The organism is Mucilaginibacter sp. P5_A4, from assembly GCF_056400605.1.
Genome location: NZ_JBFUKX010000017.1, coordinates 65,683 through 91,278, shown reverse-complemented (window position 1 = coordinate 91,278; position 25,596 = coordinate 65,683). Strand labels below are relative to the sequence as shown.

The 25,596-nt window shown below is 41.4% G+C and carries 23 protein-coding genes; 16 read left to right on the top strand and 7 right to left on the bottom strand.

Translation table 11 applies throughout. The annotated features are described in order from the left end of the window. Window positions 1-10: 10 nt before the first annotated feature. Entirely contained in the window at window positions 11-1,006 is a 996-nt protein-coding gene (trpS, locus tag AC1DQW_RS12775; RefSeq protein ID WP_477454431.1) for a tryptophan--tRNA ligase, read from the bottom strand. A 158-nt stretch (window positions 1,007-1,164) separates the two neighbouring features. On the opposite strand from trpS, the gene AC1DQW_RS12770 reads away from it, so the two are divergent. The 5 genes from AC1DQW_RS12770 to AC1DQW_RS12750 all read left to right on the top strand — a co-directional run bounded on the left by AC1DQW_RS12770 (window position 1,165) and on the right by AC1DQW_RS12750 (window position 5,682). Next, window positions 1,165-1,779: a lysophospholipid acyltransferase family protein gene (locus tag AC1DQW_RS12770; RefSeq protein ID WP_477454430.1), complete on the top strand. Its 615-nt coding sequence runs from the start codon at window positions 1,165-1,167 to the stop codon at window positions 1,777-1,779. A gap of 326 nt (window positions 1,780-2,105) precedes the next feature. Continuing rightward, window positions 2,106-2,837 (top strand): lysophospholipid acyltransferase family protein, encoded by a 732-nt coding sequence (locus AC1DQW_RS12765; RefSeq protein WP_477454429.1) that lies wholly within the window; start codon window positions 2,106-2,108, stop codon window positions 2,835-2,837. Beyond that, entirely contained in the window at window positions 2,834-3,124 is a 291-nt protein-coding gene (gene gatC / locus AC1DQW_RS12760; RefSeq protein WP_477454428.1) for an Asp-tRNA(Asn)/Glu-tRNA(Gln) amidotransferase subunit GatC, read from the top strand. Before AC1DQW_RS12765 ends, gatC begins: the two co-directional genes overlap by 4 nt. 145 nt (window positions 3,125-3,269) lie before the next feature. Further along, window positions 3,270-4,007, top strand: a complete 738-nt coding sequence (locus AC1DQW_RS12755) for an ABC transporter ATP-binding protein (RefSeq protein ID WP_477454427.1) — start codon at window positions 3,270-3,272, stop codon at window positions 4,005-4,007. Between the two features lie 310 nt (window positions 4,008-4,317). Beyond that, entirely contained in the window at window positions 4,318-5,682 is a 1,365-nt protein-coding gene (locus tag AC1DQW_RS12750; RefSeq protein WP_477454426.1) for an exonuclease domain-containing protein, read from the top strand. 383 nt (window positions 5,683-6,065) lie between these two features. Here AC1DQW_RS12750 and AC1DQW_RS12745 read toward each other — a convergent pair whose 3' ends face one another. Continuing rightward, on the bottom strand, window positions 6,066-8,039 hold the full coding sequence (locus AC1DQW_RS12745) for a S9 family peptidase (RefSeq protein ID WP_477454425.1): 1,974 nt from the start codon (window positions 8,037-8,039) through the stop codon (window positions 6,066-6,068). Window positions 8,040-8,105: 66 nt separating this feature from the next. Next, complete coding sequence (locus AC1DQW_RS12740; protein ID WP_477454424.1) at window positions 8,106-10,079, bottom strand: S9 family peptidase; 1,974 nt, start codon at window positions 10,077-10,079, stop codon at window positions 8,106-8,108. 222 nt (window positions 10,080-10,301) lie between these two features. Between AC1DQW_RS12740 and AC1DQW_RS12735 the strand changes: the two genes are divergently transcribed. After that, window positions 10,302-11,729 (top strand): B12-binding domain-containing radical SAM protein, encoded by a 1,428-nt coding sequence (locus tag AC1DQW_RS12735; RefSeq protein ID WP_477454423.1) that lies wholly within the window; start codon window positions 10,302-10,304, stop codon window positions 11,727-11,729. A gap of 37 nt (window positions 11,730-11,766) precedes the next feature. Here AC1DQW_RS12735 and pyrF read toward each other — a convergent pair whose 3' ends face one another. Beyond that, the gene (pyrF, locus tag AC1DQW_RS12730; protein WP_477454446.1) at window positions 11,767-12,597 is read right to left on the bottom strand and encodes an orotidine-5'-phosphate decarboxylase; all 831 of its coding nucleotides are present in this window, start codon (window positions 12,595-12,597) and stop codon (window positions 11,767-11,769) included. 350 nt (window positions 12,598-12,947) lie between these two features. Between pyrF and rho the strand changes: the two genes are divergently transcribed. From rho to purS, 3 genes are all read left to right on the top strand, one after another. Then, complete coding sequence (rho, locus tag AC1DQW_RS12725) at window positions 12,948-14,582, top strand: transcription termination factor Rho (RefSeq protein ID WP_477454422.1); 1,635 nt, start codon at window positions 12,948-12,950, stop codon at window positions 14,580-14,582. Window positions 14,583-14,671: 89 nt separating this feature from the next. Continuing rightward, on the top strand, window positions 14,672-15,394 hold the full coding sequence (gene pssA, locus AC1DQW_RS12720) for a CDP-diacylglycerol--serine O-phosphatidyltransferase (RefSeq protein WP_477408734.1): 723 nt from the start codon (window positions 14,672-14,674) through the stop codon (window positions 15,392-15,394). After that, window positions 15,375-15,632 carry a phosphoribosylformylglycinamidine synthase subunit PurS gene (gene purS, locus AC1DQW_RS12715; protein ID WP_477415079.1) on the top strand — a complete coding sequence of 86 codons (258 nt, stop codon included), beginning with the start codon at window positions 15,375-15,377 and terminating at the stop codon, window positions 15,630-15,632. Before pssA ends, purS begins: the two co-directional genes overlap by 20 nt. A gap of 171 nt (window positions 15,633-15,803) precedes the next feature. Here purS and AC1DQW_RS12710 read toward each other — a convergent pair whose 3' ends face one another. Beyond that, a complete protein-coding gene (locus AC1DQW_RS12710; protein WP_477409670.1) occupies window positions 15,804-16,181 on the bottom strand; it encodes an Hpt domain-containing protein in 378 nt (125 codons plus the stop codon). 24 nt (window positions 16,182-16,205) lie between these two features. Then, window positions 16,206-16,685: a 2-amino-4-hydroxy-6-hydroxymethyldihydropteridine diphosphokinase gene (gene folK, locus AC1DQW_RS12705; protein WP_477454421.1), complete on the bottom strand. Its 480-nt coding sequence runs from the start codon at window positions 16,683-16,685 to the stop codon at window positions 16,206-16,208. An 87-nt stretch (window positions 16,686-16,772) separates the two neighbouring features. Between folK and sppA the strand changes: the two genes are divergently transcribed. From sppA to AC1DQW_RS12690, 3 genes are all read left to right on the top strand, one after another. Next, on the top strand, window positions 16,773-18,545 hold the full coding sequence (gene sppA / locus AC1DQW_RS12700) for a signal peptide peptidase SppA (protein ID WP_477454420.1): 1,773 nt from the start codon (window positions 16,773-16,775) through the stop codon (window positions 18,543-18,545). A 158-nt stretch (window positions 18,546-18,703) separates the two neighbouring features. Next, window positions 18,704-19,939, top strand: a complete 1,236-nt coding sequence (locus tag AC1DQW_RS12695) for an AAA family ATPase (protein ID WP_477454419.1) — start codon at window positions 18,704-18,706, stop codon at window positions 19,937-19,939. Then, complete coding sequence (locus AC1DQW_RS12690) at window positions 19,917-20,612, top strand: RloB family protein (protein ID WP_477454418.1); 696 nt, start codon at window positions 19,917-19,919, stop codon at window positions 20,610-20,612. Before AC1DQW_RS12695 ends, AC1DQW_RS12690 begins: the two co-directional genes overlap by 23 nt. Window positions 20,613-20,729: 117 nt before the next feature. Here the strand turns inward: AC1DQW_RS12690 and AC1DQW_RS12685 are convergent, their stop codons facing one another. Beyond that, window positions 20,730-21,476, bottom strand: coding sequence for an ankyrin repeat domain-containing protein (locus AC1DQW_RS12685; RefSeq protein ID WP_477454417.1), 747 nt, complete (start codon window positions 21,474-21,476; stop codon window positions 20,730-20,732). 159 nt (window positions 21,477-21,635) lie between these two features. On the opposite strand from AC1DQW_RS12685, the gene AC1DQW_RS12680 reads away from it, so the two are divergent. From AC1DQW_RS12680 to rfaE2, 4 genes are all read left to right on the top strand, one after another. After that, window positions 21,636-23,318 (top strand): helix-hairpin-helix domain-containing protein, encoded by a 1,683-nt coding sequence (locus AC1DQW_RS12680; RefSeq protein ID WP_477454416.1) that lies wholly within the window; start codon window positions 21,636-21,638, stop codon window positions 23,316-23,318. Between the two features lie 77 nt (window positions 23,319-23,395). Then, window positions 23,396-24,373, top strand: a complete 978-nt coding sequence (gene rfaE1 / locus AC1DQW_RS12675) for a D-glycero-beta-D-manno-heptose-7-phosphate kinase (RefSeq protein WP_477454415.1) — start codon at window positions 23,396-23,398, stop codon at window positions 24,371-24,373. Window positions 24,374-24,447: 74 nt separating this feature from the next. Next, complete coding sequence (gmhA, locus tag AC1DQW_RS12670; protein WP_477415095.1) at window positions 24,448-25,005, top strand: D-sedoheptulose 7-phosphate isomerase; 558 nt, start codon at window positions 24,448-24,450, stop codon at window positions 25,003-25,005. Window positions 25,006-25,088: 83 nt separating this feature from the next. Next, window positions 25,089-25,592, top strand: a complete 504-nt coding sequence (rfaE2, locus tag AC1DQW_RS12665; RefSeq protein WP_477454414.1) for a D-glycero-beta-D-manno-heptose 1-phosphate adenylyltransferase — start codon at window positions 25,089-25,091, stop codon at window positions 25,590-25,592. Window positions 25,593-25,596: the final 4 nt, after the last annotated feature.

The following is a 25,596-nucleotide window of genomic DNA, read 5'->3' as shown; positions in this document are numbered from 1 at the left end:
TTCTGGCAATTTAAAAATTCTTAAATCCTATTATTTCCCTTACTTCTCTTATGGTTTTTGAAGCGCTTTCACGGGCTTTATCAGCGCCTAAGCGCGCTACTTTACGCAAATATTCGGCATCCCCGGCTATAGCGTTAATCCTATCGCGAATGGGTGCTGTTGCAATGATCATATCCTCGGCCAATTGTTTTTTCAGGTCGCCGTAGCGGATGCTCATTGTATTATATAAATTATCAAAATGAGCCAATGTATCTGCCGATGAAACAACTTTCATCAGATCGAACAGGTTTTGGATCTCCTGTGGTTTGTGTTGATTTTCTGTTGTCGGGCCCGAATCAGTCACGGCGCGCATCACTTTCTTTTTGATAACTTCGGGTGTATCGCCAAGAAAAACGGCATTCCCCTCCCCTTCTGATTTCCCCATTTTACCCTTGCCATCAAGTCCCGGAATTTTCACCAGGTTGCTGCTATAATTAAAAGCATAAGGCTCGGGAAAATAATCGTGGTTATACAGCCTGTTAAACCGGTTGCCAAAGGTGCGGGCCATTTCCAGGTGTTGTTCCTGATCCTTACCAACAGGCACTTTTGTAGCTTTATGAATAATGATATCTGCCGCCATCAATACCGGGTAGGTAAGCAAACCGGCGTTCACATTCTCGGGATTGGCGCGTACTTTATCTTTAAATGAAGTACTGCGTTCCAGCTCGCCTAAATACGCGTTCATGTTTAAATACAGGTATAGTTCGGCTATCTCGGGCACGTCTGACTGTACGTAGATGGTAGCTTTTTCCGGGTCGATACCGGCCGCAAGATACTCTACCAAAACCTGCTTTACATTACTGTGCAGGTTGGCAGGTGTTGGATGCGTGGTTAACGAATGCAGGTCGGCAATAAAAAAATAGCAGTTAAATTCATTCTGCATTTTTATAAAGTTTTGCAAAGCCCCGTAATAATTCCCCAAATGCAAATTTCCGGTTGAACGGATGCCACTAACAACAGTTTCCATAGGGGCGAAAGTAAGGATTTTTTCTATTTTTGATGACGATGAAAATGATATTGAGAAAAGTGCACGTCTATTTATATGTGATCAGCGTAGCCCTTTCCTACTTAATATTATGGCCTTTTTTCTATTATTTTTCTAAACATCCGTCAAGGTACCACAGCATGAACAAGCTGCGCCGGGTATGGGGTTTCATCAGTTCGGCAATGGTTGGTATATTTTATAAGTTTGATTACGAGGAGCCTATCGACTGGAGCAAAACCTACATCATATGTCCAAATCATACCTCCAACCTCGATATTTCGGCCCTGTGTATACTGGTTAATGGCAATTGCAGCTTTATGGGCAAACAGGAGTTAGCAGATGGTTTGGTAACCAGCCTGTTCTTCCGCTCTGTTGATATCCCGGTTAACAGGGAGAGTAAAATGTCATCTTTCAGGGCGTTTAAAAAAGCAGCCGCAAAGCTACAGGAGGGCATATCAATGGTGATATTTCCCGAAGGAATGATAACAGATGATTATCCTCCCGAATTGAGCGAATTTAAAAACGGCCCCTTTCGCCTGGCTATCGAAAATAAGATCCCCGTTATACCGGTAAGCTCATTAAACACCTGGAAAATATTTTGGGATACAGGCACCAAATATGGCAGCAGACCGGGTATTTGCCATTTTTTTGTTCATAAGCCCGTTGATACATCAAGCCTGGCCATAGCCGATGCCGACACCCTGCGTGACAAGGTTTATGGTATTATTAAAGATAAGCTTGAACATTTAAATTAGTTAACTGTGAGGCTGTTTAAATTTGATTTATTAATGTTTTTGCACTCAAATTACTGACTACCAGCACTATTTTTTAATATAATCTATGTCATTGCGAGGAACGAAGCAATCGCACGCTATACAGAGCGGACCTGCACAGTTCGCGATTGCCGCGCTGCGCTCGCAATGACATGGTTGTTTTGAGCCTCCTAAACTCAGCACGTCATTCCCATTTTTTTCAGGCTACCCCGGATGATCTCAATGACGGCCTGTTTTTTTATCTTCAAACAGGCTGCTAAAGTTTACGCTACCAAAAAAAATGAGTATTTTTTTTACATTTGGTGAACATGAAATTAACACTGAAAAAGATCCATACCAATTATTACAGGTATAGCATCGCTTTCTTTTTTACACTATGCTACCCGGCGTTATACGTACTGAAACAAAAAAAGCGGCGGTACAAATACATTAACCAGGTGAGGCGGCTCATTATATTTTTGAGCTCGGGCATATCAGGCATTTTTTACAGCGCCTCCTTTGAAGAACCTGTGGACTGGAAAAAAACTTACGTAGTTTGCGGTAACCACACCTCAAACCTTGATGTATCTGCAGTAAGTACCATCCTAAAAAATAACATTTGTTTTATGGGTAAGGAAGAATTATTGACCAACTATGTGCTTGGTTATTTCTTTCGTACTATTGATATTACCGTTAACCGGGAAAGCAAAATGTCATCTTTCAGGGCCTTTAAAACAGCAGCCGAACGTATAAAAAGCGGGGTAAGCGTAGTTATTTTCCCCGAAGCTACTATCCCCAAAGATTATCCGCCCGGATTACAGTCGTTTAAAAACGGCCCTTTTCGCCTGGCTATTGAAATGAAAGCGCCTATTTTGCCAATCAGCTCGCTTGATACCTGGAAGGTACTTTGGGATACCGGCAAAGAACATGGCAGCAGACCGGGAATTTGTGATATATTTGTACATAAACCCATTGAAACAGCCCATTTAACGTTGGAGCATGCCGACGCGCTGCGCGATGAGGTTTACGCTATTATTAAAAAGAAATTACAAACGGCATGACCATAGATAAAGAAACAGTTGAAAAAGTTGCCCACCTGGCCCGCCTTGAACTTAGTGAAACAGAGAAACAGGACATGATTAAAGACATGAGCAAAATTCTTGATTTTATGGCCAAGCTTAACGAGCTGGATACTACCGGAGTGGAGCCCCTGATTTACATGACCGATGGCGCAAATATTTTACGTGAAGATGTAGTGAAACAAACTGTTACGCATGAAGAGGCTTTACAAAATGCGCCTAAGCACGATGATGATTACTTTTTAGTAGCAAAGGTAATAGAGAAATAATTCAAAATTAAAAAGTCAAAATTAAAAAATGCTTGTTTAGCGGCTGTATTTTTAGCCATCAGAGCTTTTGACTTTTTAATTTTGAATTTTGACTTTCAATTGTAACATTCCATACCTATCTATAGTCCAAACTAAAAAAACATTCATGGAGCCATTAAAAGATAAGCCTTTAATTACCATAAACGAGATAGGACGTAAGTACGTAATAGGTACCGAAGTAATACACGCCCTTAAATCCGTTTCGTTAACTATTAATAAAGGCGAGTTTGTGGCTTTGATGGGTCCGTCTGGTTCGGGTAAATCTACACTGATGAATATTTTAGGTTGTTTGGATACGCCTACCAAAGGTGAGTACATCCTGAACGGGATAAACGTGAGCCACATGACCGATAATGAGCTGGCCGAAGTACGCAACTCCGAGATTGGCTTTGTTTTCCAGACATTTAACTTATTGCCCCGTAACACCGCGCTTGATAATGTTGCCCTGCCTTTAATTTATGCGGGTATTAACAAAGAAAAACGTACAGAACGTGCCACCAACGCGCTAAAAAATGTTGGCTTAGGCAACCGTATAGATCACAAACCTAACGAGCTTTCGGGCGGTCAGCGCCAGCGTGTTGCAGTTGCCCGTGCATTAATCAATAACCCATCCATCATACTGGCCGATGAGCCTACCGGTAACCTTGATACCAAAACATCCATTGAAATTATGGGGCTGATAGAGGATATTCACGCCAAAGGTAACACCATCATTTTAGTAACCCACGAAGAAGACATAGCCCTGCATGCCCACCGCATAGTGCGCATGCGCGATGGCCTGATTGAAAAAGATTACCTGAACCCCGAGGTGCATACCGTAAGCAGGCGGGTTGAGGAGGTGTAGATCCAGGTTATTTTACAACTTACAATGACCCAATTGTAAGTAATTGGTTATCAATATACATTTTAACAATCTCATACCTCATGTCATTGCGAGGAACGAAGCAATCGCATGCTTTACAGGGCTGATATGCACAGTTCGCGATTGCTTCGTTCCTCGCAATGACATGGTGTTGTTGGGTTCTACAACCAACGTGTAATTACTGTTTTTCCCAGTATTTTTCTGGTGAATACTCGCAACGACGAGCTTTTTACCTTCCAAAAAAATTTAAATAACACTAAAATAATTAGCAAACTTGTATTACATTTGAAATATGTATGCAATTGTTGATATTGAGACTACCGGGGGGCATGCCAGCGCGAATGGCATAACAGAAATTGCAATATGCATACACGATGGTAAAAAAGTTGTTAAACGTTTTGAAACCCTGGTAAACCCTCAACGGGAAATCCCTATCTATATCAGTGCCTTAACCGGCATCACCAATGATATGGTGCAGCAGGCGCCGCCTTTTGAAGATGTGGCTGCCGATGTATACCATCTTATCCACGGCAAAATATTTGTTGCCCATAATGTTAATTTTGATTATTCCTTTGTACGCTATCACCTGGCTGCCGCCGGGTATGATCTGCAGTGTAATAAATTGTGTACCGTACGCCTCGGTCGCAAAATATTGCCCGGCCTTCCCTCTTATAGTTTGGGGCGGCTGTGCAAACACCTGGGTATTGATAACGAAAGCCGCCACCGTGCAGGCGGAGATGCCGAGGCCACTTCGGAGTTGTTCACGCTGTTATTAAACAGCGATTCCGACGGTCATATTAAACAAGCCCTTAAACAAAACTCGAAAGAACAGGTACTGCCTGCTAATTTGCCAAAAAAAGATGTGGAGGCCTTGCCATTTTCACCTGGTGTATATTATTTTCACGACCAAAAGGGCAAAGTTATTTATGTTGGCAAGGCAAAAAACTTAAAGAAACGCGTAAGCAGCCATTTCACCGGTAATAACCCCGGTTTGCAGCGGCAAGAGTTTTTGCGCAATATTTACCAGGTAAGCTACCAGGTTTGCGGTACCGAACTGATTGCCTTTGTGCTGGAAGCCATTGAGATTAAACGCCTGTGGCCAAAATATAACCGGTCTTTAAAACGTTTCGAGAACGCGTATTGCCTGTATGCTTTTGAAGATCAGCGGGGATATATCCGCCTGGCTGTGGACAAGCGCCGCAAATTCAGCGATGTGATCTATACCTGCAACTCCTTGCTTGATGGTTATAACCTACTTAACAAGCTCATAGAAGCTTTTGGTTTATGCCCTAAACTTTGCTTTATCCAAACCAACAATAATCCCTGCACTGGGGCCGCCGGAAGTGAATGCGCATGTGAAGGTGTTGAAAGCGTTGAAGACTATAACCTTAAGGTAAACAACGCTATTGACGAACTAAAACGCGCACTGCCTACCTACGCCATCCGCGATGAAGGCCGTACAGGCGATGAGCACAGCTGTATTTTGGTAGAGAAAGGCCAGTTTTATGGCATGGGCTACATCTCGCATTATTTCGACGCAGATAATATACAGCAATTAAAAAACTACCTCACCCCCTATCCGGGGAATGACTATATTAAAAATATTGTATCCAGCTACGCCTCACGGTATCCAGACAGGATGGTGGTGTTTGCATAGGTGCTAATCAAACTTTATAAAATATGTTGAAGTCGTGAAGATTTTGCGCCTGGCAAAAACTTACGAAGTTTCCTCTTAAATATACCTCCCGCTCTAATAATAAATTATCCCTGGTGTGATTTATATATTTCTTGATTTTTCTTGATTTTTGCAGATATTAATCTAATATTAGTTATGGAGAACCCCACTCCTGATTTTTATCCCTTTTAACCTGATAAAACGAAGCCCCTGTTATTTCCCTAAAAACCAACAAACTGATAATCAGCTACAAAGGTGTTCCACCCCTTGTTTTCAATAAACACTAAACAGCTGACTACCAGCACAAATGGTGTTCCACACCGTTCGGGGCGTACCAGGCGTTCCGGTGGAACATCTGCAGGCTATTATTTCAGGTACTTATCATACCAGTCGATATACCGCTGCAACCTATCCACCTGGTAACTTGGCACACTTATACCATGAAACTGGCCCGGGTAAAGCACCATTTGCGTAGGTATACCCAGCGATTTCAGGGCCTGGTACATTTGCTCGCCGCCACCGGTTGGCACGTTAAAATCCTTTAATCCCGACATGAACTGCGTAGGCGTTTTAATTTTATCGGCATGAAAAAAGGGGTACGATAACCTGATATATTTCTCGGGGTTTTTCCATGGGAAACCCAGCTCATTATCATATTGTACCACCCATTGGTCGGATCCGTAAATGGCTAATTGCAAAGCGCTGCCCGCCCCGCTGGATGCGGCTTTGAAACGGGTATCGGTAGCTATGGTGTAATCGGTAAGAACTCCGCCGTAGCTCCAGCCGCCAATACCTAAGTGGTCTTTATCGGCTACGCCGGTTTTCACCAGTTCGTCAACGGCTCCTAACAGGTCCTGCACCTCTTTATTACCCCAATCGGCATAAATGGCTTTGGTATAATCAAGGCCTCTGCCGGTGCTGCCACGATAGTTAACGGCAGCCACCGCATAACCTGCCGATGCAAGGGTTTGCCTTATCATGTCAAACTCAAATTCGTCCTGGTCTGTTGGTCCGCCGTGGATATACAGGATAAAAGGTAGCTTTTTAGTAACTGTATCCGGCGTATACAATATGCCCGAAACCAGCGTACCATCGCTGCTAAACGACTGGAAACCTTTTACATGCGCCAACTTAACGGTACTCAACCATTTATCCTGGTAAAAAGTAAGCCGCCTGATCTTCCCGTTCTCGATAGCTACCAGTTCATGCGGCATATAGGGCGTAGTCATTTTGGCTATCCAAACGCCCGGCGAATGGCCTATCAGGCTTTCAAAACTACATTCGGCGCCTTTATAAACTGTAGTTGATTTACGAAGCAGCAGGTTGTATTGCACAATGTAGCGGATGCGATCGCTGCTTACCAGGTAAACTATGTTCCTGCTATCCCGGCTCCAGGCATGATTGCTTACCGGGCGGTCGAGTGCTTCGGTAAGCACCTTGTTGTTTTTACCATCGGCATCCATTATACATAATACATCGTGCTGGTATATGTAATAACTGGCATCGCTGGTCGACCTCAGGTAGGCGATGTGCCTACCATCCGGGCTCCAGAGCGGGGCAATATCATGCCCGGTAAAGGTGGTAAGCTGATTGATCTCGCCATCATCTTTGGCCTCTACTGTAAAAATGTCCAGGTTTTCGTTCTTATCCGGGTCGTTGGTATGGTTACTCACAAATGCAATAATTTTACCATCGGGGCTCCATACCGGCGATTCATCGTCCCTATCGCCTGTTGTTAGCGTATCAAGCTTTTTTTTATCGATATCATACAGGTACAAATGCGTGTGCAGGTGCTGCAGGTAGCCTTCAATATCCTGCTTAAAGTGGTAGCGGTCTATCTTTATAGGCGGGGTTGTTTTGGGCTTCTTACCATCATTTTCAGCATCTTTTATCACCAGCACCAGTTTTTTACTATCCGGCGACCATGCGTAATCTTCCAGGCCGCCTTTTTTAATATCGGTTAGCTTGTGTCCCTCGCCTCCCCTCCTATCCATGATCCAAACCTGGCCGCCATTTTTGGAGTCCCGCTCCGATATGAACGACAGGGATTTACCATCCGGTGTCCATTTAGGCGACGAAGCCGGCTCGCCTCCATAAGTAAGCTGAATGGATTGCTTACCATCAAAGCTCTGCATCCACAGGTGCGATACCCGGTTATCCTTAACTGTATCTACTTCTGATACGCTATAAACCAGCCATCTGCCATCTGGCGACAACTGTGGATCTGATAGTGTTGGGATAATATTTACATCGGAAGGTTTTAACAGGCGTTTTGCCGTTTGGCCAACAGCACCCGTGAAAGCAAACGCGGTAATGATAAGCAGTATGTGTTTGTTCATAATTACTAAAATCAATTGCTCTTAAAATGGCCTATCAAAACGCCTCATTACTGGCTACCTGATATATTACTTCTTCAAATACTTATCATACCATTCCACATACCTTTGCAACCTGTCAGCCTGGTAACTTGGCTTAGTGATGCCATGGAATGAATCAGGATAAAGTATCAGCTCGGTAGGTATCCCCTGCGATTTAAGGGCCTGATACATTTGCTCGCTACCGATGGTGGGTACATTAAAATCCCTCAGTCCAGACATATATAATACCGGCGTTTTTATTTTATCAGCATGGAAGAACGGGTATGATAGCTGGATCCATTTATCGGCGTTTTTCCAGGGCACACCCAGTTCGTTTTCATATTGCAACACATACTGATCGCTGCCATAAACTGATAGCTGCAATGCACTGCCCGCACCACTGGCAGCAGCTTTGAAACGGGTATCGGTTGCTATGGTATAATCGGTAAGAATACCTCCGTAACTCCATCCGCCTATACCCAAATGGTCGGGATCGGCTATGCCCAGTTTTTCCAGTTTATCAACGGCGCCAAGCAGGTCCTTAACTTCCTTATTACCCCAATCGGCATAAATGGCTTTACAATAGTCTAATCCCCGGCCATTACTGCCACGGTAATTTACAGCGGCCACAGCGTATCCCGCACCAGCCAAAACCTGCCTGGTAGCATCAAACGTATATTCATCCTGGCCTACCGGTCCGCCGTGAATAAATAAGATCAATGGCAGCTTTTTGGCGTTGCTGTCAGGAGTTAATATAATGCCCGAAACCAGTGTACTGTCAATACTGATTGATTCAAAACCTTCTACATGCGCCAGTTTAACTGTATTTAACCACGCCTGCTGATGAAAAGTTAGCCGGCGCAACTTACCACCTTCCAAAGCAAATAATTCAGCGGGAGTATACGGATCACTTTTTTGTACTACCCAGTTGCCCGTGGCATTTGTGCCAATATCAGTAATGCCATATTCACCTTTATTTATGGTGGTAATTTTACCATTGTTTACGCTCACACCGGCTACATAGCGCTCGCGGTCGTCGGCTACTATAAACCAAATACTTTTACTATCCTTAGCCCAAATTTGGTTACCAACCGGGCGGTCGAGCTGCAGGGTTAATACCTTTTTGTTTGAACCAACCACATCCATCGTACACAACACATTTTGATCATACATCATATAATCAGCATCGCTGGTTGAGCGCAGGTACGAGATCAGTTTACCATCCGGGCTCCACTGCGGGTTCCTGTCGGGGCCCTTCCAGGTAGTTACCTGCAGCATGCTGGCGTTAGGCCTGGCGTCTATGGTGAAAATATCGGTGTTCTCATTTTTATCGGGATCGATACTGCGATTACTTACAAATGCGATTGTTTTACTATCAGGCGACCATACCGGCGAGGCTTCGTCCTTATCACCTTTGGTAAGGGTATCCAGCTTTTTGGTGGCTACATCAAGCAGGTACAAATGCTGGTGCAGGTGCTGTAGGTAGCCTTCAATATCCTGCTTAAAATGGTAACGGTCTATCACTACAGGCTTTGGTGTTTTGGGTGCTTCTTTACCCTTATTTGCAGGGTCACCAATTACAATTACCAGTTTTTTACTATCCGGCGACCATGAATAATCGTCCAGGTTACCTTTAATATCTGTAAGTTTAACGCCTTCTCCACCCCGGCGATCGATCAGCCAAACCTGTGCCCCGTTCTTTGAATCGCGCGATGAAAGAAATGATAAATATTTTCCATCGGGCGACCATCTTGGCGATGAAGCAGCTTCGGCACCGTGTGTTAGTTCGATAGATTCTTTGCCATCCCAGCTTTGCATCCAAAGGTGCGATACGCGCTTATCCTTTGCTGTATCAACTTCTGATACACTATAGGCAACCCACTTACCATCCGGCGAAAGCTGAGGATCGGAAAGTGTAGGAATACGGTTGATGTCAATCGGTTTTAAAGTCTTTTTTTCCTGCTGGCCGCTTACATACAGGGAAACGGATATGGCAATAAGGGATAAGAAGGCTCTTTTCATAGACGGATATGATGAATAAAGCCTGTAATTTAACAATTAGTACCAGGATTTATGAGAATTTAAGCGCTTACAATAGAAATATTACAATATGTAAATCCCGACTCGCCCGGTCAATTATTATACTAACTATTTCAAACCCAATTAACTGTTCAATTAATTATTTGCAATAATTAAATTTATTCATTTACTTTGCTATTCAAAGTACTTTTAAATAAATCATTCATGAAAGTTAAAATGATACTCCCTGCCTTAACAGAAGCCGAAAGTCCATTTTGGCGACCAATAAAATATTCACTGTTCCCGCCATTGGGTTTGGCAACCCTTGCAGCTTACCTTTTGCCAGATGATGAAATAGACCTACAAGACCAGCATGTTGAAAAACTTAACCTGGATGATAACCCTGATTTGGTAATTATCCAGGTGTATATCACCAATGCTTACCGCGCGTATAAAATTGCCGATCATTATCGGGCAAAAGGCGCTTATGTGATTTTAGGTGGCCTCCATGTTACATCCTTACCTATGGAGGCAGCGCCCCATGCTGATAGTATTTTTACAGGGCCAGGTGAAGACACTTTTCCGAGGTTTTTATTGGATTTTAAGAACCGCTGCCCACAAAAGGTTTATAATTCCACCATCCGTACACTCGAAAAAGTTCCGCCTATACGCCGCGACCTGATCAAGAGGCATTTGTACCTTGTGCCCAATTCAATTGTGGTTACCCGGGGCTGTCCCCATCATTGCAGCTTTTGTTATAAGGACGCATTTTTTGAAGGTGGCCGTACCTTTTATACGCAGGAGGTTGACGATGCACTGGCCGAAATTGACAGGCTACCTGGCAGGCACCTGTATTTTCTGGATGATCATCTGTTGGGAAATGCCAAATTTGCCAGTAGTCTTTTTGATGGAATGAAGGGCATGAAACGTGTCTTTCAGGGCGCAGCAACTGTTGATTCTATACTTAGAGGCAACCTTATAGAAAAGGCTGCCGAAGCAGGCCTTAGAAGTTTATTTGTAGGATTTGAAACCTTTTCGCCCCAAAATCTAAAACAAAGCAACAAAAAGCAAAACCTTGAAAAAGATTATGTAAAGACTGTAAACCGCCTGCATAGTTTGGGGATCATGATAAACGGGAGTTTTGTTTTTGGTTTAGACGATGATGATAAGGATGTTTTTAAAAGAACGGTTGACTGGGGTGTAAAACATTCAATTACTACATCAACCTATCATGTTTTAACGCCGTACCCCGGCACAGAACTTTTTAATAGCATGGAGCGGCAGGGCAGAATACTCACTAAAAACTGGGACCTGTATGATACACGGAAAGTTGTTTACCAAACCGTTGGTTTAACTGCACAGGAACTTGAAGATGGCTATTGGTGGGCCTATAAAGAATTTTATAGGTGGAATAATATATTTAAAGCCAGCATGCGGCATGAATCCAAAATTCATAAATTAAAACATTTTTTTTATTCGGGAGGATGGAAGAAATTTGAAGCTGTATGGAATTTCCTGATCAAAACAAAAAGTTTAAACAATACGCTCCCCGCTCTTGAAACTGTACTGTCGAAAATAAATTTTAATAAAGGTTTAAATCCGCCATTGGATAACCGGGAGTTACAAGTACCTGCTTTTTTGCCAGAACATTAACTCCAGCTAATCAGCCTATTCCACACTCTCCAAAAAACTATATCACCCCTGCTTTCTCCAACTCTACCTGCATTTGCTGTTGCATGCTTTGGGCTTCGGCACGCGCGGCTTCGGCAAAGTTTTCATCGTTACCGGCGTAAATGATAGAGCGTGAAGCGTTTACTATAAGGCCGCAATCTTTGGTGATGCCATACTTGCATACCTCTTCCAGGCTCCCCCCTTGTGCGCCCACACCGGGAACCAGCAGGAAGTTATCGGGTGCGTATTTGCGAATATTGGTAAACTCGGTACTTTTGGTAGCCCCTACTACGTACATGATCCTATCTGCACCGGCCCAGGTATTGGCTTTTTGAATTACTGTTTCATACAGATAGCCGTCGCCGGTTTGCAGGTATTGAAAATCTTTACTACCTACCGATGAAGTAAGCGCCAGTATAATTATCCATTTACCTTCATAGGCCAGGTAAGGCGTTACACTGTCATTACCCATATATGGTGTAATAGTAATTGCATCAAAGCTCATTCCGGATGCATTTTGGTCAAAAAAGGCTTTGGCGTATTTATCGGACGTATTACCGATATCGCCCCTTTTTGCGTCTATTATATTTAAGGTGTCGGCTGGCAGGTATTTCCAGGTATCAATCAGACTTTGCAAACCTTTAATACCACGTGCTTCGTAAAAAGCCGCATTGGGTTTATAGGATATACACAGATCCCTGGTAGCATCAATGATGCGTTTATTGAATTCCAGTACAGGATCGGGGTATTCCTTTAAAAACTCCGGGATCTTATCAATATCTGTATCAAGGCCCACACATAAAAAGGACTTTTTTTGCTTTATCTGGTCTATTAGCTGCTTGCGGGATATCATCGGAAGGGTGTTAAAATGTTCTGATTGTCAAAAAAACTAAAAATTTAGCTTAAACAYCGCAGCCGACGAGATATTTATTTAATTAATTTGAAATTAAAGAATATTTGTTTACAATTGCATTGTTTTCCTTTGAATTTTTCTTGCACTAAAGAAACAATTTAAAAACCCACGATATTTATTTGTTAATACTTTGACTGGGTTTGGATGTTTACTTAATCAATGTTTCAAGATCAATTATTTACAATAAGGCCTTTGTGTACACAAAAATTTAATGCACGTGGAAACCTTATTACCGTTTGAAAACTAATTACAATATTAAAAATCCCTTTTGAACTATAATTCATATCATGTCTGATAAAATCGAATTGAACGACAAACTCGTTTCTGAGTTGCGCGATATTGCAAAAAATTTAGGTATTGCCGAGGCCGACGAACTACGCAAAGCCTTGCTAATAGCCCGTATTATTGAACAACAACAATTAATTGAGGCCGCCAGGGCGCAACAAAACATTGTTGAACAAAATTATTCACCAATTACAGCTGAACCAGCGGCCGAAACTGCAAGTGAAAAAGCCCGCAAACGTACCCGTGTGCTAAAGCCAAAAACTCAGCCCCGTGTTGAAGTACCTTTGGATGATACCAACCTGTTCGACCAGGAAGAGGATGATCAGCAGAATAACGAAGATGCTCAGAATGACATCCCGGCAGCTGCTCCTGTTGCAATCGAGGCTTCTGAAAATCAACCAGGTGAAGCAGCGCCAAAAGCTGAGGCTCCATCTGCAGAGGTGCGTCCGCAGAAATTTGACAGGCGCGCTAATGGGAACCCTAATCAGCAAAAAGCGCAGGAACCTGCTATTAACCTTGATTTTGATAATGTTATTGTAAACGAAGGTGTATTGGAAATTATGCCCGATGGTTACGGTTTCCTAAGATCATCAGACTATAACTACCTTACCTCGCCGGATGATATTTATGTATCACAATCGCAAATAAAATTATTTGGCTTAAAAACCGGTGATACGGTTCGCGGCAGCATCCGCCCGCCTAAAGAAGGCGAAAAATATTTTCCTTTGGTACGTGTTGAAGCCATTAACGGCCGCATCCCTGCCGAAGTTCGCGACCGGGTTCCTTTTGATCACTTAACACCGCTTTTCCCGTCTGAGAAGCTGAGCCTGTTTACAGATCCGGGTAATTATTCAACCCGTATTATGGACTTGTTTTCGCCTATAGGTAAAGGTCAGCGTGGTTTAATTGTGGCACAGCCAAAAACCGGTAAAACTATGTTGTTAAAGGATGTGGCCAACGCCATTGCCCGTAACCACCCCGAAGTATACCTTATTATATTACTGATAGACGAACGCCCTGAGGAGGTAACTGATATGGCCCGCAGCGTACGCGCCGAGGTGGTATCATCAACGTTTGATGAGCCAGCAGAACGCCACGTAAAAATTGCCAACATCGTTTTAGAGAAAGCTAAACGTATGGTGGAGTGCGGTCATGATGTGGTGATCCTTTTGGATTCAATCACCCGCCTTGCACGTGCTTACAATACTGTAGCACCGGCATCGGGCAAAATATTATCGGGTGGTGTTGATGCTAACGCACTGCACAAACCCAAACGTTTTTTTGGTGCCGCCCGTAATATTGAGGATGGCGGTTCATTAACCATCATTGCTACCGCTTTAACAGAAACCGGTTCAAAAATGGATGAAGTTATCTTTGAAGAGTTTAAAGGTACCGGCAACATGGAGTTACAGCTTGATCGTAAATTATCAAACAAACGTATCTTCCCGGCCATTGATATTACTGCATCAAGTACACGCCGCGACGACCTGTTACTTGATCGCGACACACTGCAACGTATTTGGATTTTACGTAACCACCTGGCCGACATGAACTCACAGGAATCAATGGAGTTTTTACAGGCCCAGATAAGAGGTACAAAAACCAACGAAGAATTTCTGATTTCGATGAATTCGTAATATTTTAGTGATAATGAAGTTATATTTAATGTAAATATTATTTGTAACTTCATTTTTACTTAATAAAATCCTGATAACTTCATACCGAAATGAAGAGACGCGTTAGAAAACATCTACCTAATACTATAACCTGTGCCAACTTATTCAGCGGTTGTATAGGAATAGTATTTGCCTTTCAGGGTAACTTATTAATTGCATCCTATGCAATTTTCTTAGCAGCAATTTTTGACTTTTTTGACGGCTTTGCGTCCCGTGTGCTTAACTCCTACTCGTTTATAGGTAAAGATCTTGATTCGCTGGCTGATATGGTGAGCTTTGGCTTTTTGCCGTCGGCCATATTATACGAGTTATTTTTAAAAGCCCCGCAAATTAATCATGTAAGCGATTATTTATGCTACATTGCTTTCTCCATAACCGTTTTCTCGGCCTTACGCCTGGCTAAATTCAATAACGACACCCGGCAATCGGATAGTTTTATTGGTTTACCAACACCGGCCAATGCCATATTTATAGCTTCGTTGCCTTTAATTATTGAGCAGTACGAGGTTTTGGCCCGCTACATTTTAAACCCGTACGTATTAACAGTTCTTATAATTATAATGTGTACTCTGCTGGTTTCTGAATTACCGCTTATGTCGCTCAAATTCAAGAACCGCGATTTCAATAAAAACATTTTCCGTTATTTACTGCTCTTGTTTTCGGCAATACTGATACTATTTTTTAAATTTGTGGCAGTTCCGGTGGTTATATTTATTTACATCACTTTATCTTTAATTCAAACAAAAATCACAAATGACAAAGTTCCAGGCTGAAATTGACGTAATGCCAAAAAAAGAAATACTTGATCCTCAGGGAAAAGCAGTAACCGGAAGCATGAAAAACCTTGGTTTAGCCGAAATTCAAAATGTACGCATAGGCAAACACATCACCCTTGAAATTGAAGCCGCCAACGCCGAAACAGCGCATAGCAAAGTAGACGAAGCCTGCAAAAACCTGTTAGCTAACCTGATTATGGAAAGCTACACTTTTAAAGTGGTAGAGATAGCCTAAAGCAGAAGGCTTAAAGCAAAAAGCCAACATATTTCATATAATGATTGAATAGCAAAAGCTATTTGTAAGGCTATAAAATTATAAAACCCAAAAGGCAACCATAATGGTTGCCTTTTGGGTTTTATACTCGTATCTAAAGCTTTTGGCCTTCGGCTTTAAGCTTTCAGCTCTTTAAAGGCTTGCTTCCTTTTCTTCCTTAATTTGTTTCAGTGTAACAAGGTTGGCGTTAACTGTTGCTTTTACCTGGTTAAATTTTGCAAAAATCTCGGTTGGATTTTGTCCTCCGGCCTTACAGGCCAACTCAACTTCCTGTATGGTAGCCTGGCTTATAGGCATACCAAAAAAACCAAGATTAGGTTTTAGCTTATGCGATGCTTTACCTGCTTCTGCCCAGTCACCAGAATCAAGTGCATTGCTGATATTACCAAGTAACAATGGAGTTTGCTCCAAAAACATACCAATAGATTCAACAATAAATTCATCACTGCCATCGGCAATCTCATACAAAAAGGAAAGATCAAAGTCTTGCTCGGGTAATATATCTGACATATATAGATTTATGTATATTCAAAATTATACTTTTTTTACGATCAACTCGTCTTTAAGTTCGCTTTTTAATTGTAAAATATTTTTTTTCATCAACGGGTGTATAAAATCAGGAGCTATCTGGGCCAGTGGCTCTAAGGTAAACCTGCGTTTATGTAGTTCGGGATGGGGAACCTTCAAATCCGGCTCATCTATTATATTATCGCCATAAAACAAAATATCAATATCTATCGTCCGCGATCCCCATTTTACTTCGCGCCTGCGCCCCAGCAAAAGTTCAATGCCTAAAATTTTTTGCAACACAACCTGAGCAGGCATTTCTGTTTGTAAAAGCAGTACCTGGTTTAAATAATCTGGCGCATCGGTTTTACCCCACGATTGTGTTTTGTATACAGCAGATGCCTTCAAAATGGGTGCAACTTCTGCTTCGATATGCTCAATAGCCTGTTGCAGAAACAGTTTCCTGTCGCCAAGGTTGCTGCCCAAAAGTAAAAAAACATCAATCATGTTGTAACAAATATTATAGAACAGGCTCTTAACATTATACGGTATTGAATTACTAAGTTTGCATAGTTAAAAAGATTTATAACATTAATGAAACAATTCTTCAAATTCGTTCTGGCCACCATGTTCGGGGTATTTTTAGTAACAGTGATTCTGGCTTTTGTAGTGGTAGGTTTGGTGGTAGCCGCAGGAAGTGAAAAAACGGTAGATGTTGAATCAAATTCGGTGCTACACATGGCTTTTACTACTGCTATTACCGAGCGTACACCCAATAATCCCCTGGCCGGACTAAGCTTTTTAGGATTGAACAGCGAAAAATCAATCGGTCTGAATGATATTTTGGCGAACATAAAAAAAGCAAAAACCGACAAAAACATCAAAGGCATTTTTCTTGATGAAAGCTATATGACATCGGGCCAGGCTACTACCGAAGAGATTCGCAATGCCTTAATCAACTTTAAAAAATCAGGAAAGTTCGTTGTAGCCTATTCTGAAATTTATACCCAGGGATTTTATTACCTGGCATCTGTAGCCGATAAGGTTTACATGAACCCCAAAGGTTTTTTTGAATTTACCGGCTTTAGCCAACAAGTAACCTTTTTAAAGGGGGCATTTGATAAACTGGGCATTGATGTGCAGGTTATTAAGGTTGGAACATACAAAAGTGCAGTTGAACCTTTAGTCCTTACCAAAATGAGCGACCCTAACCGCTTACAGGTTACCTCCTATTTAGGTTCGTTATATGATCATTTTTTAACCGGCATTAGCAAAAGCAGGGGAATTAACAAAGATTCGTTATTTAATTATGCAAACAACGGCCGCATTCAGTTTCCTGAGGATGCTTTAAAATTAAAGCTGATTGACGGCTTGAAATACAAGGATGAGCTATTGGATGAGTTGAAACACCGTACAGGTACTGGTTCAAAAAGCAACCTTGCCAGTGTTGATCTTGATGAATACACCAAAAGCAAGAGTGATGACAAGGGAGATGATGATGCTTCATCAAACAACCGTATTGCCATTGTTTACGCTAATGGTGAAATATCCGGTGGCGAAGGCGACGATAACAGTATAGGATCTGAAAGAATCTCGAAAGCAATCCGCAAAGTACGGTTAGATAATAAGGTAAAAGCCGTTGTACTCCGCGTAAATTCACCAGGAGGCAGTTCGTTGGCATCTGATGTGATCTGGCGCGAAGTGGCAATGACAAAAAAGGTAAAACCTATTATTGTTTCTATGGGCGATTATGCAGCATCGGGTGGTTATTATATTAGCTGCGCCGCGGATTCAATTATTGCCGAACCGAACACCATAACCGGGTCGATAGGTATTTTTGCCATATTGCCCAACATGCAAAAGCTGTTTAATGATAAACTGGGTGTTACTTTTGATGGTGTAAAAACCGGTAAATACGCCGATCTGGGCGACATCAGCCGTCCATTAAGCTTAGAAGAAAGAGCCATTTTACAAAACAATGTAAATCATGGTTACGATGATTTTACCAAAGCCGTAGCCGCCGGCCGTGGTAAAACACAGGCTTACATCAACAGCATTGGCCAGGGCCGCGTGTGGACTGGTACCCAAGCCGTAAAACTTGGCCTGGTTGACCGCCTGGGCAATATCCGCGATGCCATTGCATCGGCAGCTAAAAAGGCCAAACTTAAAAACTACAAGCTGGTAAGCTATCCCGAGCAAAAAAGCTTTTTCAAACAACTGGATGGCGACGTAACAAGTCAAATGAAAACCAAAATGATGCAGTCAGAATTGGGCGATAACTATCGTGTTTATCAGCAAATAAAAGGCATTACGCAAATGATGCGCACCCCGCAGGCAAGGTTGCCTTATGATATTGTGATCAAGTAAGTTTTATTTTATATTTTGAAAGAAAGAGCTGTCCGGATGGATAGCTTTTTTTATTTTACAACCAACATATAAATGAGATAATTTCTCAAAAAAACAAACAAACTTATACATATAATGTATATTTGATCCAATAATTGGATATTTTACTCAAATTCATTATGCTAATAGAGTTCACAGTTGGTAATCATCTTTCGTTTAAAGACAAAAAAACATTAAGTCTTGAGGCGTCTTCTATTAAAGAATTTGAACAAAACACTTTTAAGGCCGGCAACTATGATTTGCTTAAAAGTATTGCAATTTATGGGGCTAATTCGAGTGGTAAAAGCAACTTATTAAAGAGCCTTGCTACTATGAAAAATATTGTTAAAAGTTCCGCTCAAATGTCATCATCAGATAAAATTAATGTCAAGCCATTTTTGCTTAATACAGCAACTGAAAATGAACCGTCTTATTTTGAAATTTTGATGCTAATTGATAAAGTAAGATATCGCTATGGATTCGAAATAGATGAAGATATAATCCATTCTGAATGGCTTTTCGAATGCAAATCTAAAACCGAACGAATCTTATTTTTACGTGATAGAGAAAAAATCGAAATTACTAAAGATTTTCCAGAAGGTACAGGAATAGAAGATAGAACTCGTGAAAATGCTTTGTTTTTATCTTCTGTCGATCAATGGAATGGTGAAATATCCAAAAAAATCATGAGCTGGTTTAGCGGGCAAGTATATAGTATCTCCGGGCTAATGCACGAAGGTCGCAGACCTGTTACATTACAACTCAGTAGGAGCTCAACTTACAAAAGTCAATTTGATGGCTTCCTAACTCAGTTTAATTTAGGATTTAATGAATTTAAAGTAGATCCTCAAAAAAATGACAAAGATCAAACTGAAATTTCCACGCTTCACAATAAGTATGAAGTTGATGGTAGTATATCAAGTACTTATTGGTTTGACCTCGTTACTCAAGAATCATCCGGCACCAATAAAATCTTTGACTTAGCTGGATATTTTATGGCCGGGCTGTTATTAGGAAAATCGATAATTATCGATGAACTTGATGCAAAACTTCATCCGCTGTTAACAATGTCGATTGTTAGACTTTTTAATTCACCTGAACATAATCCAAAAAACGGCCAACTTATATTTGCGACACATGATACTAATCTGTTAAATCACGGATGTTTAAGAAGAGATCAAATATATTTTACTGAAAAAAATCAATTTGAAGAAACTGATTTATACTCTTTAGTCGAATATAAAAATGGAAACGGCGAAAAGATCAGAAACGACAGATCGTTTGAAAAAGATTATATCAATGGTCGCTATGGCGCTATTCCTTTTATTGGCGACTTCTCAAATTTAATGAAAAATGGCCAGGATAGCGAAAATTGATAATGCTTTTAAGAAAAGATTTGAACGTAATGAACAAAAGCGACCTGTTGAAACTCGTGAAAGGCGGATTTGCTTTTTAATTATTTGTGAAGGTGAAAAAACCGAGCCCAATTATTTTGAAGGACTAAGAAAAGATTTGCCTGTTGGAACCTTAGTTATTGCTGACATGACTATTAAGGGAACAGGAAAAAACACCGAAAGTCTTATTGAATTTAGCATTAATTATCGTAAGCGATCAAATCAAAGCTTCGACAGAACCTGGGCAGTATTTGATAGGGACAGCTTCACCGAGGAACAATTTAACAATTCGATCATTAGGGCTGAAGCTAATCAGATCAATTGCGCATGGTCAAACGAAGCTTTCGAGTTATGGTTTCTGCTCCACTTTCAACTGATTGAGAATGGAATGTCAAGAAAGGACTATCAATCATATTTGGAGCGGGAAATAAAAAGAGTAACGGGTAAAGTGTACAAATACAAAAAGAACGACATAAACATGTTCTCAATTCTTATAGAACACGGAAGTCAAGAGCAAGCCATTAATCGGGCTAAAAAATTAAAAGCACATTTTAATGATGGCAAGCATGCAAATCACAATCCTTGTACACTTGTATATTTATTGATTGAAGAATTATTTAATCCACAAAAAATAATTGAAGTTTTAAATAAATAGGTAAAACTGCTAATTGCCGTGAGCATAATAGTGTTAGTACTTCTCTTTTTGCAAAAGTCTTGTACAATTGCAAATAACGAAAATGACTCACGCCTCAATCTTTTCGATAACGACAACTCACCTTCCCAAATAAGCATTCGGTACATTCTTAGGCGTATAGTCAATCGCAAAAGCATGCTTTATTAATAAGGTAACAACTTCCATTACCGTTTTTTCTTTCCGGTGTACCTGGGGTAACGATCCCATCATAGCGTAACTTATAGGATTAATGGCAGGCATAAGTGTTTCCCATTCGTAACCTTTACCCCAGATGAGGCCTTTAACCGTAATTAATAACTCTGCCCCGTTTTGCAACAGAAAGTGAAGCATATCGATGGAGCTGTTTCCATTTTGATTTACTGTATGAAAGATTGGCGTATGTCCGCCAAAACCATATTCGTCAATGGCGGCTTTCGCGTTTATATCTGCACCGTTTTGTAAGAGCAGTTCGGCGCATTCAAGGCTGTTGTACTCTGCGCAAAAATGCATGAGAGTTCCACCGGCTAACGAAGTATAGGCATTATTATATAAAGAGTACGCTTTAAAAACAACTGCAGGGTCATCGCCAATGCAAGCTTTCAAACTTTCTGCATCGTGGGCCAACACAGCCAGCAGCGCCTTATCCTCGAACTCCAGCCCGGCATCAATAAAAGCCCTTATGCAATCTTTAAACTTAGGGCTGCGATAATACATCTCCACCATGGTTGTAAATAGTGGCATACCATCATGAACTTCGTTGGGATTGCCACCATCGCCAAAATATTTTTGAATCCCTTCAACTGAATGAACTTCGGTGGCGTAAAGGATTTGGTTATAATCGGGCATGATATTTTTTATATAAAATTAGGCAATTTCTTTATGCATTAATCCTTCTTTTACACCTTGGTTCCGTAATCCTTAAAAAACACCGCGCTCTCAAAACAAACACTCCTGCTACACTGTCTTTACAATGGCTTTTTGTACTTTTACAGCTTCAATTTCACAATGGAAAATAAACCCATAGCCCGCACGCTTCGTTTACTATCGCAACTCATGGAACTGCATGAGGTTAATCCCTTTAAAATTAAGTCGATAGCTAACGCCGCCTTTAAGGTTGATAAACTGCCTTTCTCTATCGCTGGTAAAACGTTGGAGCAACTGGAAAAAGTAGATGGCATTGGCAAAAGTATAGCAGGTAAGATTATTGAACTTTTTGAAACCGGCACCATAGCCGAGATGGACGAATTACTTGCCAAAACCCCCGAAGGTGTGGTGGAAATGATGCACATTAAAGGCATTGGCCCCAAAAAAGTGGTAATCATTTGGAAGGAACTGGGAATTGAGAACACCGGTGAACTTTTTTATGCCTGTAACGAAAACCGCCTGATAGAGGCCAAAGGTTTTGGATTGAAAACGCAGGAAGAGATTCGCAAAGCAATCGAATTCAGGATGGCCAGCAACGGCAAGTTCCTGTTTGCGCAGGTGGAGAAAGAAGCCAATGCACTGATGGATATGGTGAAAGCTGTATTTCCTGGTGCACTGAAGCATTTTGCAGGTGAGTTTCGCAGATTGAATGATATTATTACCGAGATCGTGATTGTGATAGGCAGCATTGACCAGGAAATTGCTTATAACACTTTTTTAGAATCGGAGATATTGCAAAATGTAAGTCAGAATGAAAATCATATTTCGGGCGAGTTGAAAAACGGTTTGCTGGTTGATATAGTTTGCGTGGATAAGGGCGATTATTACCTGGAATTGTTTATGAATACCGGTACCGACGACCATGTGCAGGCTGTTCTTGATCGCATTAATAGTCCGCTTGACCAGCCAGAAACCGAGGAATTGATATACACCAAAGCAGGTTTAGCCTGGATACAGCCCGAATTGCGGGAGGGTACAACCTTTTTTGAAAAGGCTGAAAAGAATGAGTTGCCAACACTTATCATTACACATGATTTAAAAGGCAGTTTACACAACCACAGTACATGGAGCGATGGCGTAAACACAGTTGAAGAAATGGCCCTTTATTGCAGGGACAACCTGAAACTGGAATACCTGGGCATGTGCGACCATAGCAAAAGCGCTTTTTATGCCAAAGGCTTAAGTATTGAAAGGGTATTACAACAGCAGGAAGAAATTGACCACCTGAACAAAAAAATTAATGACTTTCATATTTTTAAAGGCATCGAATCGGATATATTATATGATGGCTCACTGGATTACCCTGACGAGATATTGCAAAAGTTTGATTTTATAGTGGCATCGGTTCACTCTATTCTTAAAATGAGTGAAGATAAAGCTACATCGAGGTTGATCGCCGCTATCGAAAATCCGTACACTACTATACTGGGCCATCCAACCGGGCGGTTGTTGCTAAGTCGCGGCGGTTATCCTATCAACCATAAAAAAGTAATAGATGCATGCGCCGCAAATAATGTAGTGATTGAAATAAATGCCAACCCGTTAAGACTTGATCTTGACTGGCGCTGGCACCAATATGCGTTGAAAAAAGGTGTTTGGCTGTCTATAAACCCCGATGCCCACCGTTTGGAAGGCCACCTGGATATGCATTACGGTGTATTAGCTGCCCGTAAAGGTGGCTTATATAAGGAAATGTGTTTAAATGCGTTGTCACTACCAGAAATTACTAAGGTATTTGAAAATAAAAGGTCGGCAGTAAAATAGATAAAGGACAAAGGACTKACAGGAAAAGGATAAAAACCCAATCACTTAATGACCAATGACCTAATGACTAAACAAGAATGATAGATAAAATACGTTCCATACAATCATCAAATACTAAACCTACTATATTGGTAATAGGTGATTTAATGATAGACCATTATATTATTGGCGGTGCCACCCGCCTATCGCCCGAGGCACCAGTGCCTATTGTAAATGTAAAAAAGGAAACATATACCCTTGGCGGTGCAGGTAACGTGGTACAAAACCTGGTATCACTGGGTGCAAAAGTAACCGTTGCCGGTGTTATTGGCGACGATACCTCGGCATCGCAGGTTATAGACATATTAACAGAAGAAGGTGTAGAAACGCATACTATCATTAAAGATGGTAGTCGTCCTACTACCGTTAAAACCAGGGTTTTGGCCGGTAGTCACCAGTTGGTGAGAGTGGACAGAGAGGTTACCGATGCAGTGTCTTTAGCTATTGAAGATGAGCTGATTGGTAAATTAGCCGCTTATATTGCGCAGGCAGATATGGTGGTGTTGTCCGATTATAATAAAGGTTTATTTTCGCCATCCTTAACTCAAAAGATTATCATTGAAGCCAATAAACGTGGTAAAAAAGTAGTAATAGATCCTAAAGGTTTAAATTACGAAAAATATAAAGGTGCTTTCATCATTAAACCCAACCGCAAGGAACTGGCCGAAGCAGCTAAAACCGAAAAGATTAATTCGCTCGAAAGCTTACAACAGGCAGCGAAGGTTATATTTGAACAAACCGGTACAGAATATATTGTAGTTACCCTATCAGAGGAAGGCATGGTGATACTAAGCGAGTTAACACACAAACTATTACCGGTAAAAGCCACCGAGGTATTTGATGTAACCGGTGCCGGCGATACTGTACTGGCAACCATGGCTTATTTTATAGCAGCCGGGCTAACAGTTGAGGAAGCCTGCGAACTGGCCAACCATGCCGCCGCTATTGTTATAAGGCAAGTAGGCAGCGCTACCACTACTATTGACGAAATAGTAAAAGACATGGAGAAAGGCTGATTTGCGGAGTAAGGACAAAAAAAGACAAAGGACAATAGCGCCAACACACATTATAAAAAAAATAAAACTATAAAATGGTTTTAGACGAACTTAAAGATCATCAGAATACTATTCAACAGGTAATTGATACGCTTACAGGCGATATTGAAACTGCCTGTGAAATGATGACCACTACCTTAAAAAACGGCAATAAAGTATTGTTTGCCGGTAACGGCGGCAGCGCTGCAGATGCACAACATCTTGCGGCCGAATTAACCGGCAGGTTTGTGAAAGAAAGGAAGGCTTTTCCGGGTATAGCGTTAACCGTTGATACTTCGGCAATTACGGCTATTGCAAACGATTACCACTATGATAGGGTATTTTCGCGCCAGGTAGAAGCATTTGCCCGCCCGGGCGATCTGTTTATCGGGATTTCGACCAGCGGAAACAGCCAGGGAATTTTGAATGCTTTTGAAACCGCAACCAAATATGGCTGCAAAACTTTAGGCCTTTCGGGCAGGGATGGTGGTAAAATGAATGGTCTTTGCGATCTTAATATTGTAATACCATCAAGCACTACCGCCCGCATCCAGGAAATGCATATACTGATAGGCCATATTATGTGCCAGGCAGTTGATGACTTGTTTGATTAAAAAATCAGTAGGAACGCAATATTTGTGTTTCCCGTTTGGTATGTTAAATAAGACGCAAATATGCGTCCCGACGAAAAAACTCAATGAGAATCGATTTAGAAAAAACACTTACCGATAAGATCAGCGATTTAGCTTCGCTTAAGATGAAGCGGCAAAACTGGGCGATTGAAGGTAAAAAAGTGGTTTTTACCAATGGCGTTTTCGACCTTTTGCATATCGGCCATATAACTTACCTGGCAAAAGCCGCCGAACTGGGTGATAAGCTCATCATCGGGCTTAATGCAGATAGTTCGGTTACAAGAATAAAGGGCGAAAACAGGCCCGTTAATGACCAGAGCAGCCGAGCTGCTATCCTGGCCGCCCTATTTTTTGTAGATGCCATTGTTGTATTTGAGGAGGATACCCCGCTTAACCTGATCAGCACTTTACTTCCTGATTATTTGGTAAAAGGTGCTGATTATTCTATTGACAACATAGTTGGCGCAAAGGAAGTGATAGCCAATGGTGGCGAGGTAAAAACCATTAATTTTGTGGAGGGCTATTCCTCTACTTCTATAATTAATAAAATCAGGAACCAAATTACCTGATAAG

What these genes read in the sequence shown, in the direction of transcription:
- trpS (WP_477454431.1), bottom strand. Translation starts at nt 1,006, where the DNA reads ATGGAAACTGTTGTTAGTGGCATCCGTTCAACCGGAAATTTGCATTTG.
- AC1DQW_RS12770 (WP_477454430.1), top strand. Translation starts at nt 1,165, where the DNA reads ATGAACAAGCTGCGCCGGGTATGGGGTTTCATCAGTTCGGCAATGGTT.
- AC1DQW_RS12765 (WP_477454429.1), top strand. Translation starts at nt 2,106, where the DNA reads ATGAAATTAACACTGAAAAAGATCCATACCAATTATTACAGGTATAGC.
- gatC (WP_477454428.1), top strand. Translation starts at nt 2,834, where the DNA reads ATGACCATAGATAAAGAAACAGTTGAAAAAGTTGCCCACCTGGCCCGC.
- AC1DQW_RS12755 (WP_477454427.1), top strand. Translation starts at nt 3,270, where the DNA reads ATGGAGCCATTAAAAGATAAGCCTTTAATTACCATAAACGAGATAGGA.
- AC1DQW_RS12750 (WP_477454426.1), top strand. Translation starts at nt 4,318, where the DNA reads ATGTATGCAATTGTTGATATTGAGACTACCGGGGGGCATGCCAGCGCG.
- AC1DQW_RS12745 (WP_477454425.1), bottom strand. Translation starts at nt 8,039, where the DNA reads ATGAACAAACACATACTGCTTATCATTACCGCGTTTGCTTTCACGGGT.
- AC1DQW_RS12740 (WP_477454424.1), bottom strand. Translation starts at nt 10,079, where the DNA reads ATGAAAAGAGCCTTCTTATCCCTTATTGCCATATCCGTTTCCCTGTAT.
- AC1DQW_RS12735 (WP_477454423.1), top strand. Translation starts at nt 10,302, where the DNA reads ATGAAAGTTAAAATGATACTCCCTGCCTTAACAGAAGCCGAAAGTCCA.
- rho (WP_477454422.1), top strand. Translation starts at nt 12,948, where the DNA reads ATGTCTGATAAAATCGAATTGAACGACAAACTCGTTTCTGAGTTGCGC.
- pssA (WP_477408734.1), top strand. Translation starts at nt 14,672, where the DNA reads ATGAAGAGACGCGTTAGAAAACATCTACCTAATACTATAACCTGTGCC.
- purS (WP_477415079.1), top strand. Translation starts at nt 15,375, where the DNA reads ATGACAAAGTTCCAGGCTGAAATTGACGTAATGCCAAAAAAAGAAATA.
- AC1DQW_RS12710 (WP_477409670.1), bottom strand. Translation starts at nt 16,181, where the DNA reads ATGTCAGATATATTACCCGAGCAAGACTTTGATCTTTCCTTTTTGTAT.
- folK (WP_477454421.1), bottom strand. Translation starts at nt 16,685, where the DNA reads ATGATTGATGTTTTTTTACTTTTGGGCAGCAACCTTGGCGACAGGAAA.
- sppA (WP_477454420.1), top strand. Translation starts at nt 16,773, where the DNA reads ATGAAACAATTCTTCAAATTCGTTCTGGCCACCATGTTCGGGGTATTT.
- AC1DQW_RS12695 (WP_477454419.1), top strand. Translation starts at nt 18,704, where the DNA reads ATGCTAATAGAGTTCACAGTTGGTAATCATCTTTCGTTTAAAGACAAA.
- AC1DQW_RS12690 (WP_477454418.1), top strand. Translation starts at nt 19,917, where the DNA reads ATGGCCAGGATAGCGAAAATTGATAATGCTTTTAAGAAAAGATTTGAA.
- AC1DQW_RS12685 (WP_477454417.1), bottom strand. Translation starts at nt 21,476, where the DNA reads ATGCCCGATTATAACCAAATCCTTTACGCCACCGAAGTTCATTCAGTT.
- AC1DQW_RS12680 (WP_477454416.1), top strand. Translation starts at nt 21,636, where the DNA reads ATGGAAAATAAACCCATAGCCCGCACGCTTCGTTTACTATCGCAACTC.
- rfaE1 (WP_477454415.1), top strand. Translation starts at nt 23,396, where the DNA reads ATGATAGATAAAATACGTTCCATACAATCATCAAATACTAAACCTACT.
- gmhA (WP_477415095.1), top strand. Translation starts at nt 24,448, where the DNA reads ATGGTTTTAGACGAACTTAAAGATCATCAGAATACTATTCAACAGGTA.
- rfaE2 (WP_477454414.1), top strand. Translation starts at nt 25,089, where the DNA reads ATGAGAATCGATTTAGAAAAAACACTTACCGATAAGATCAGCGATTTA.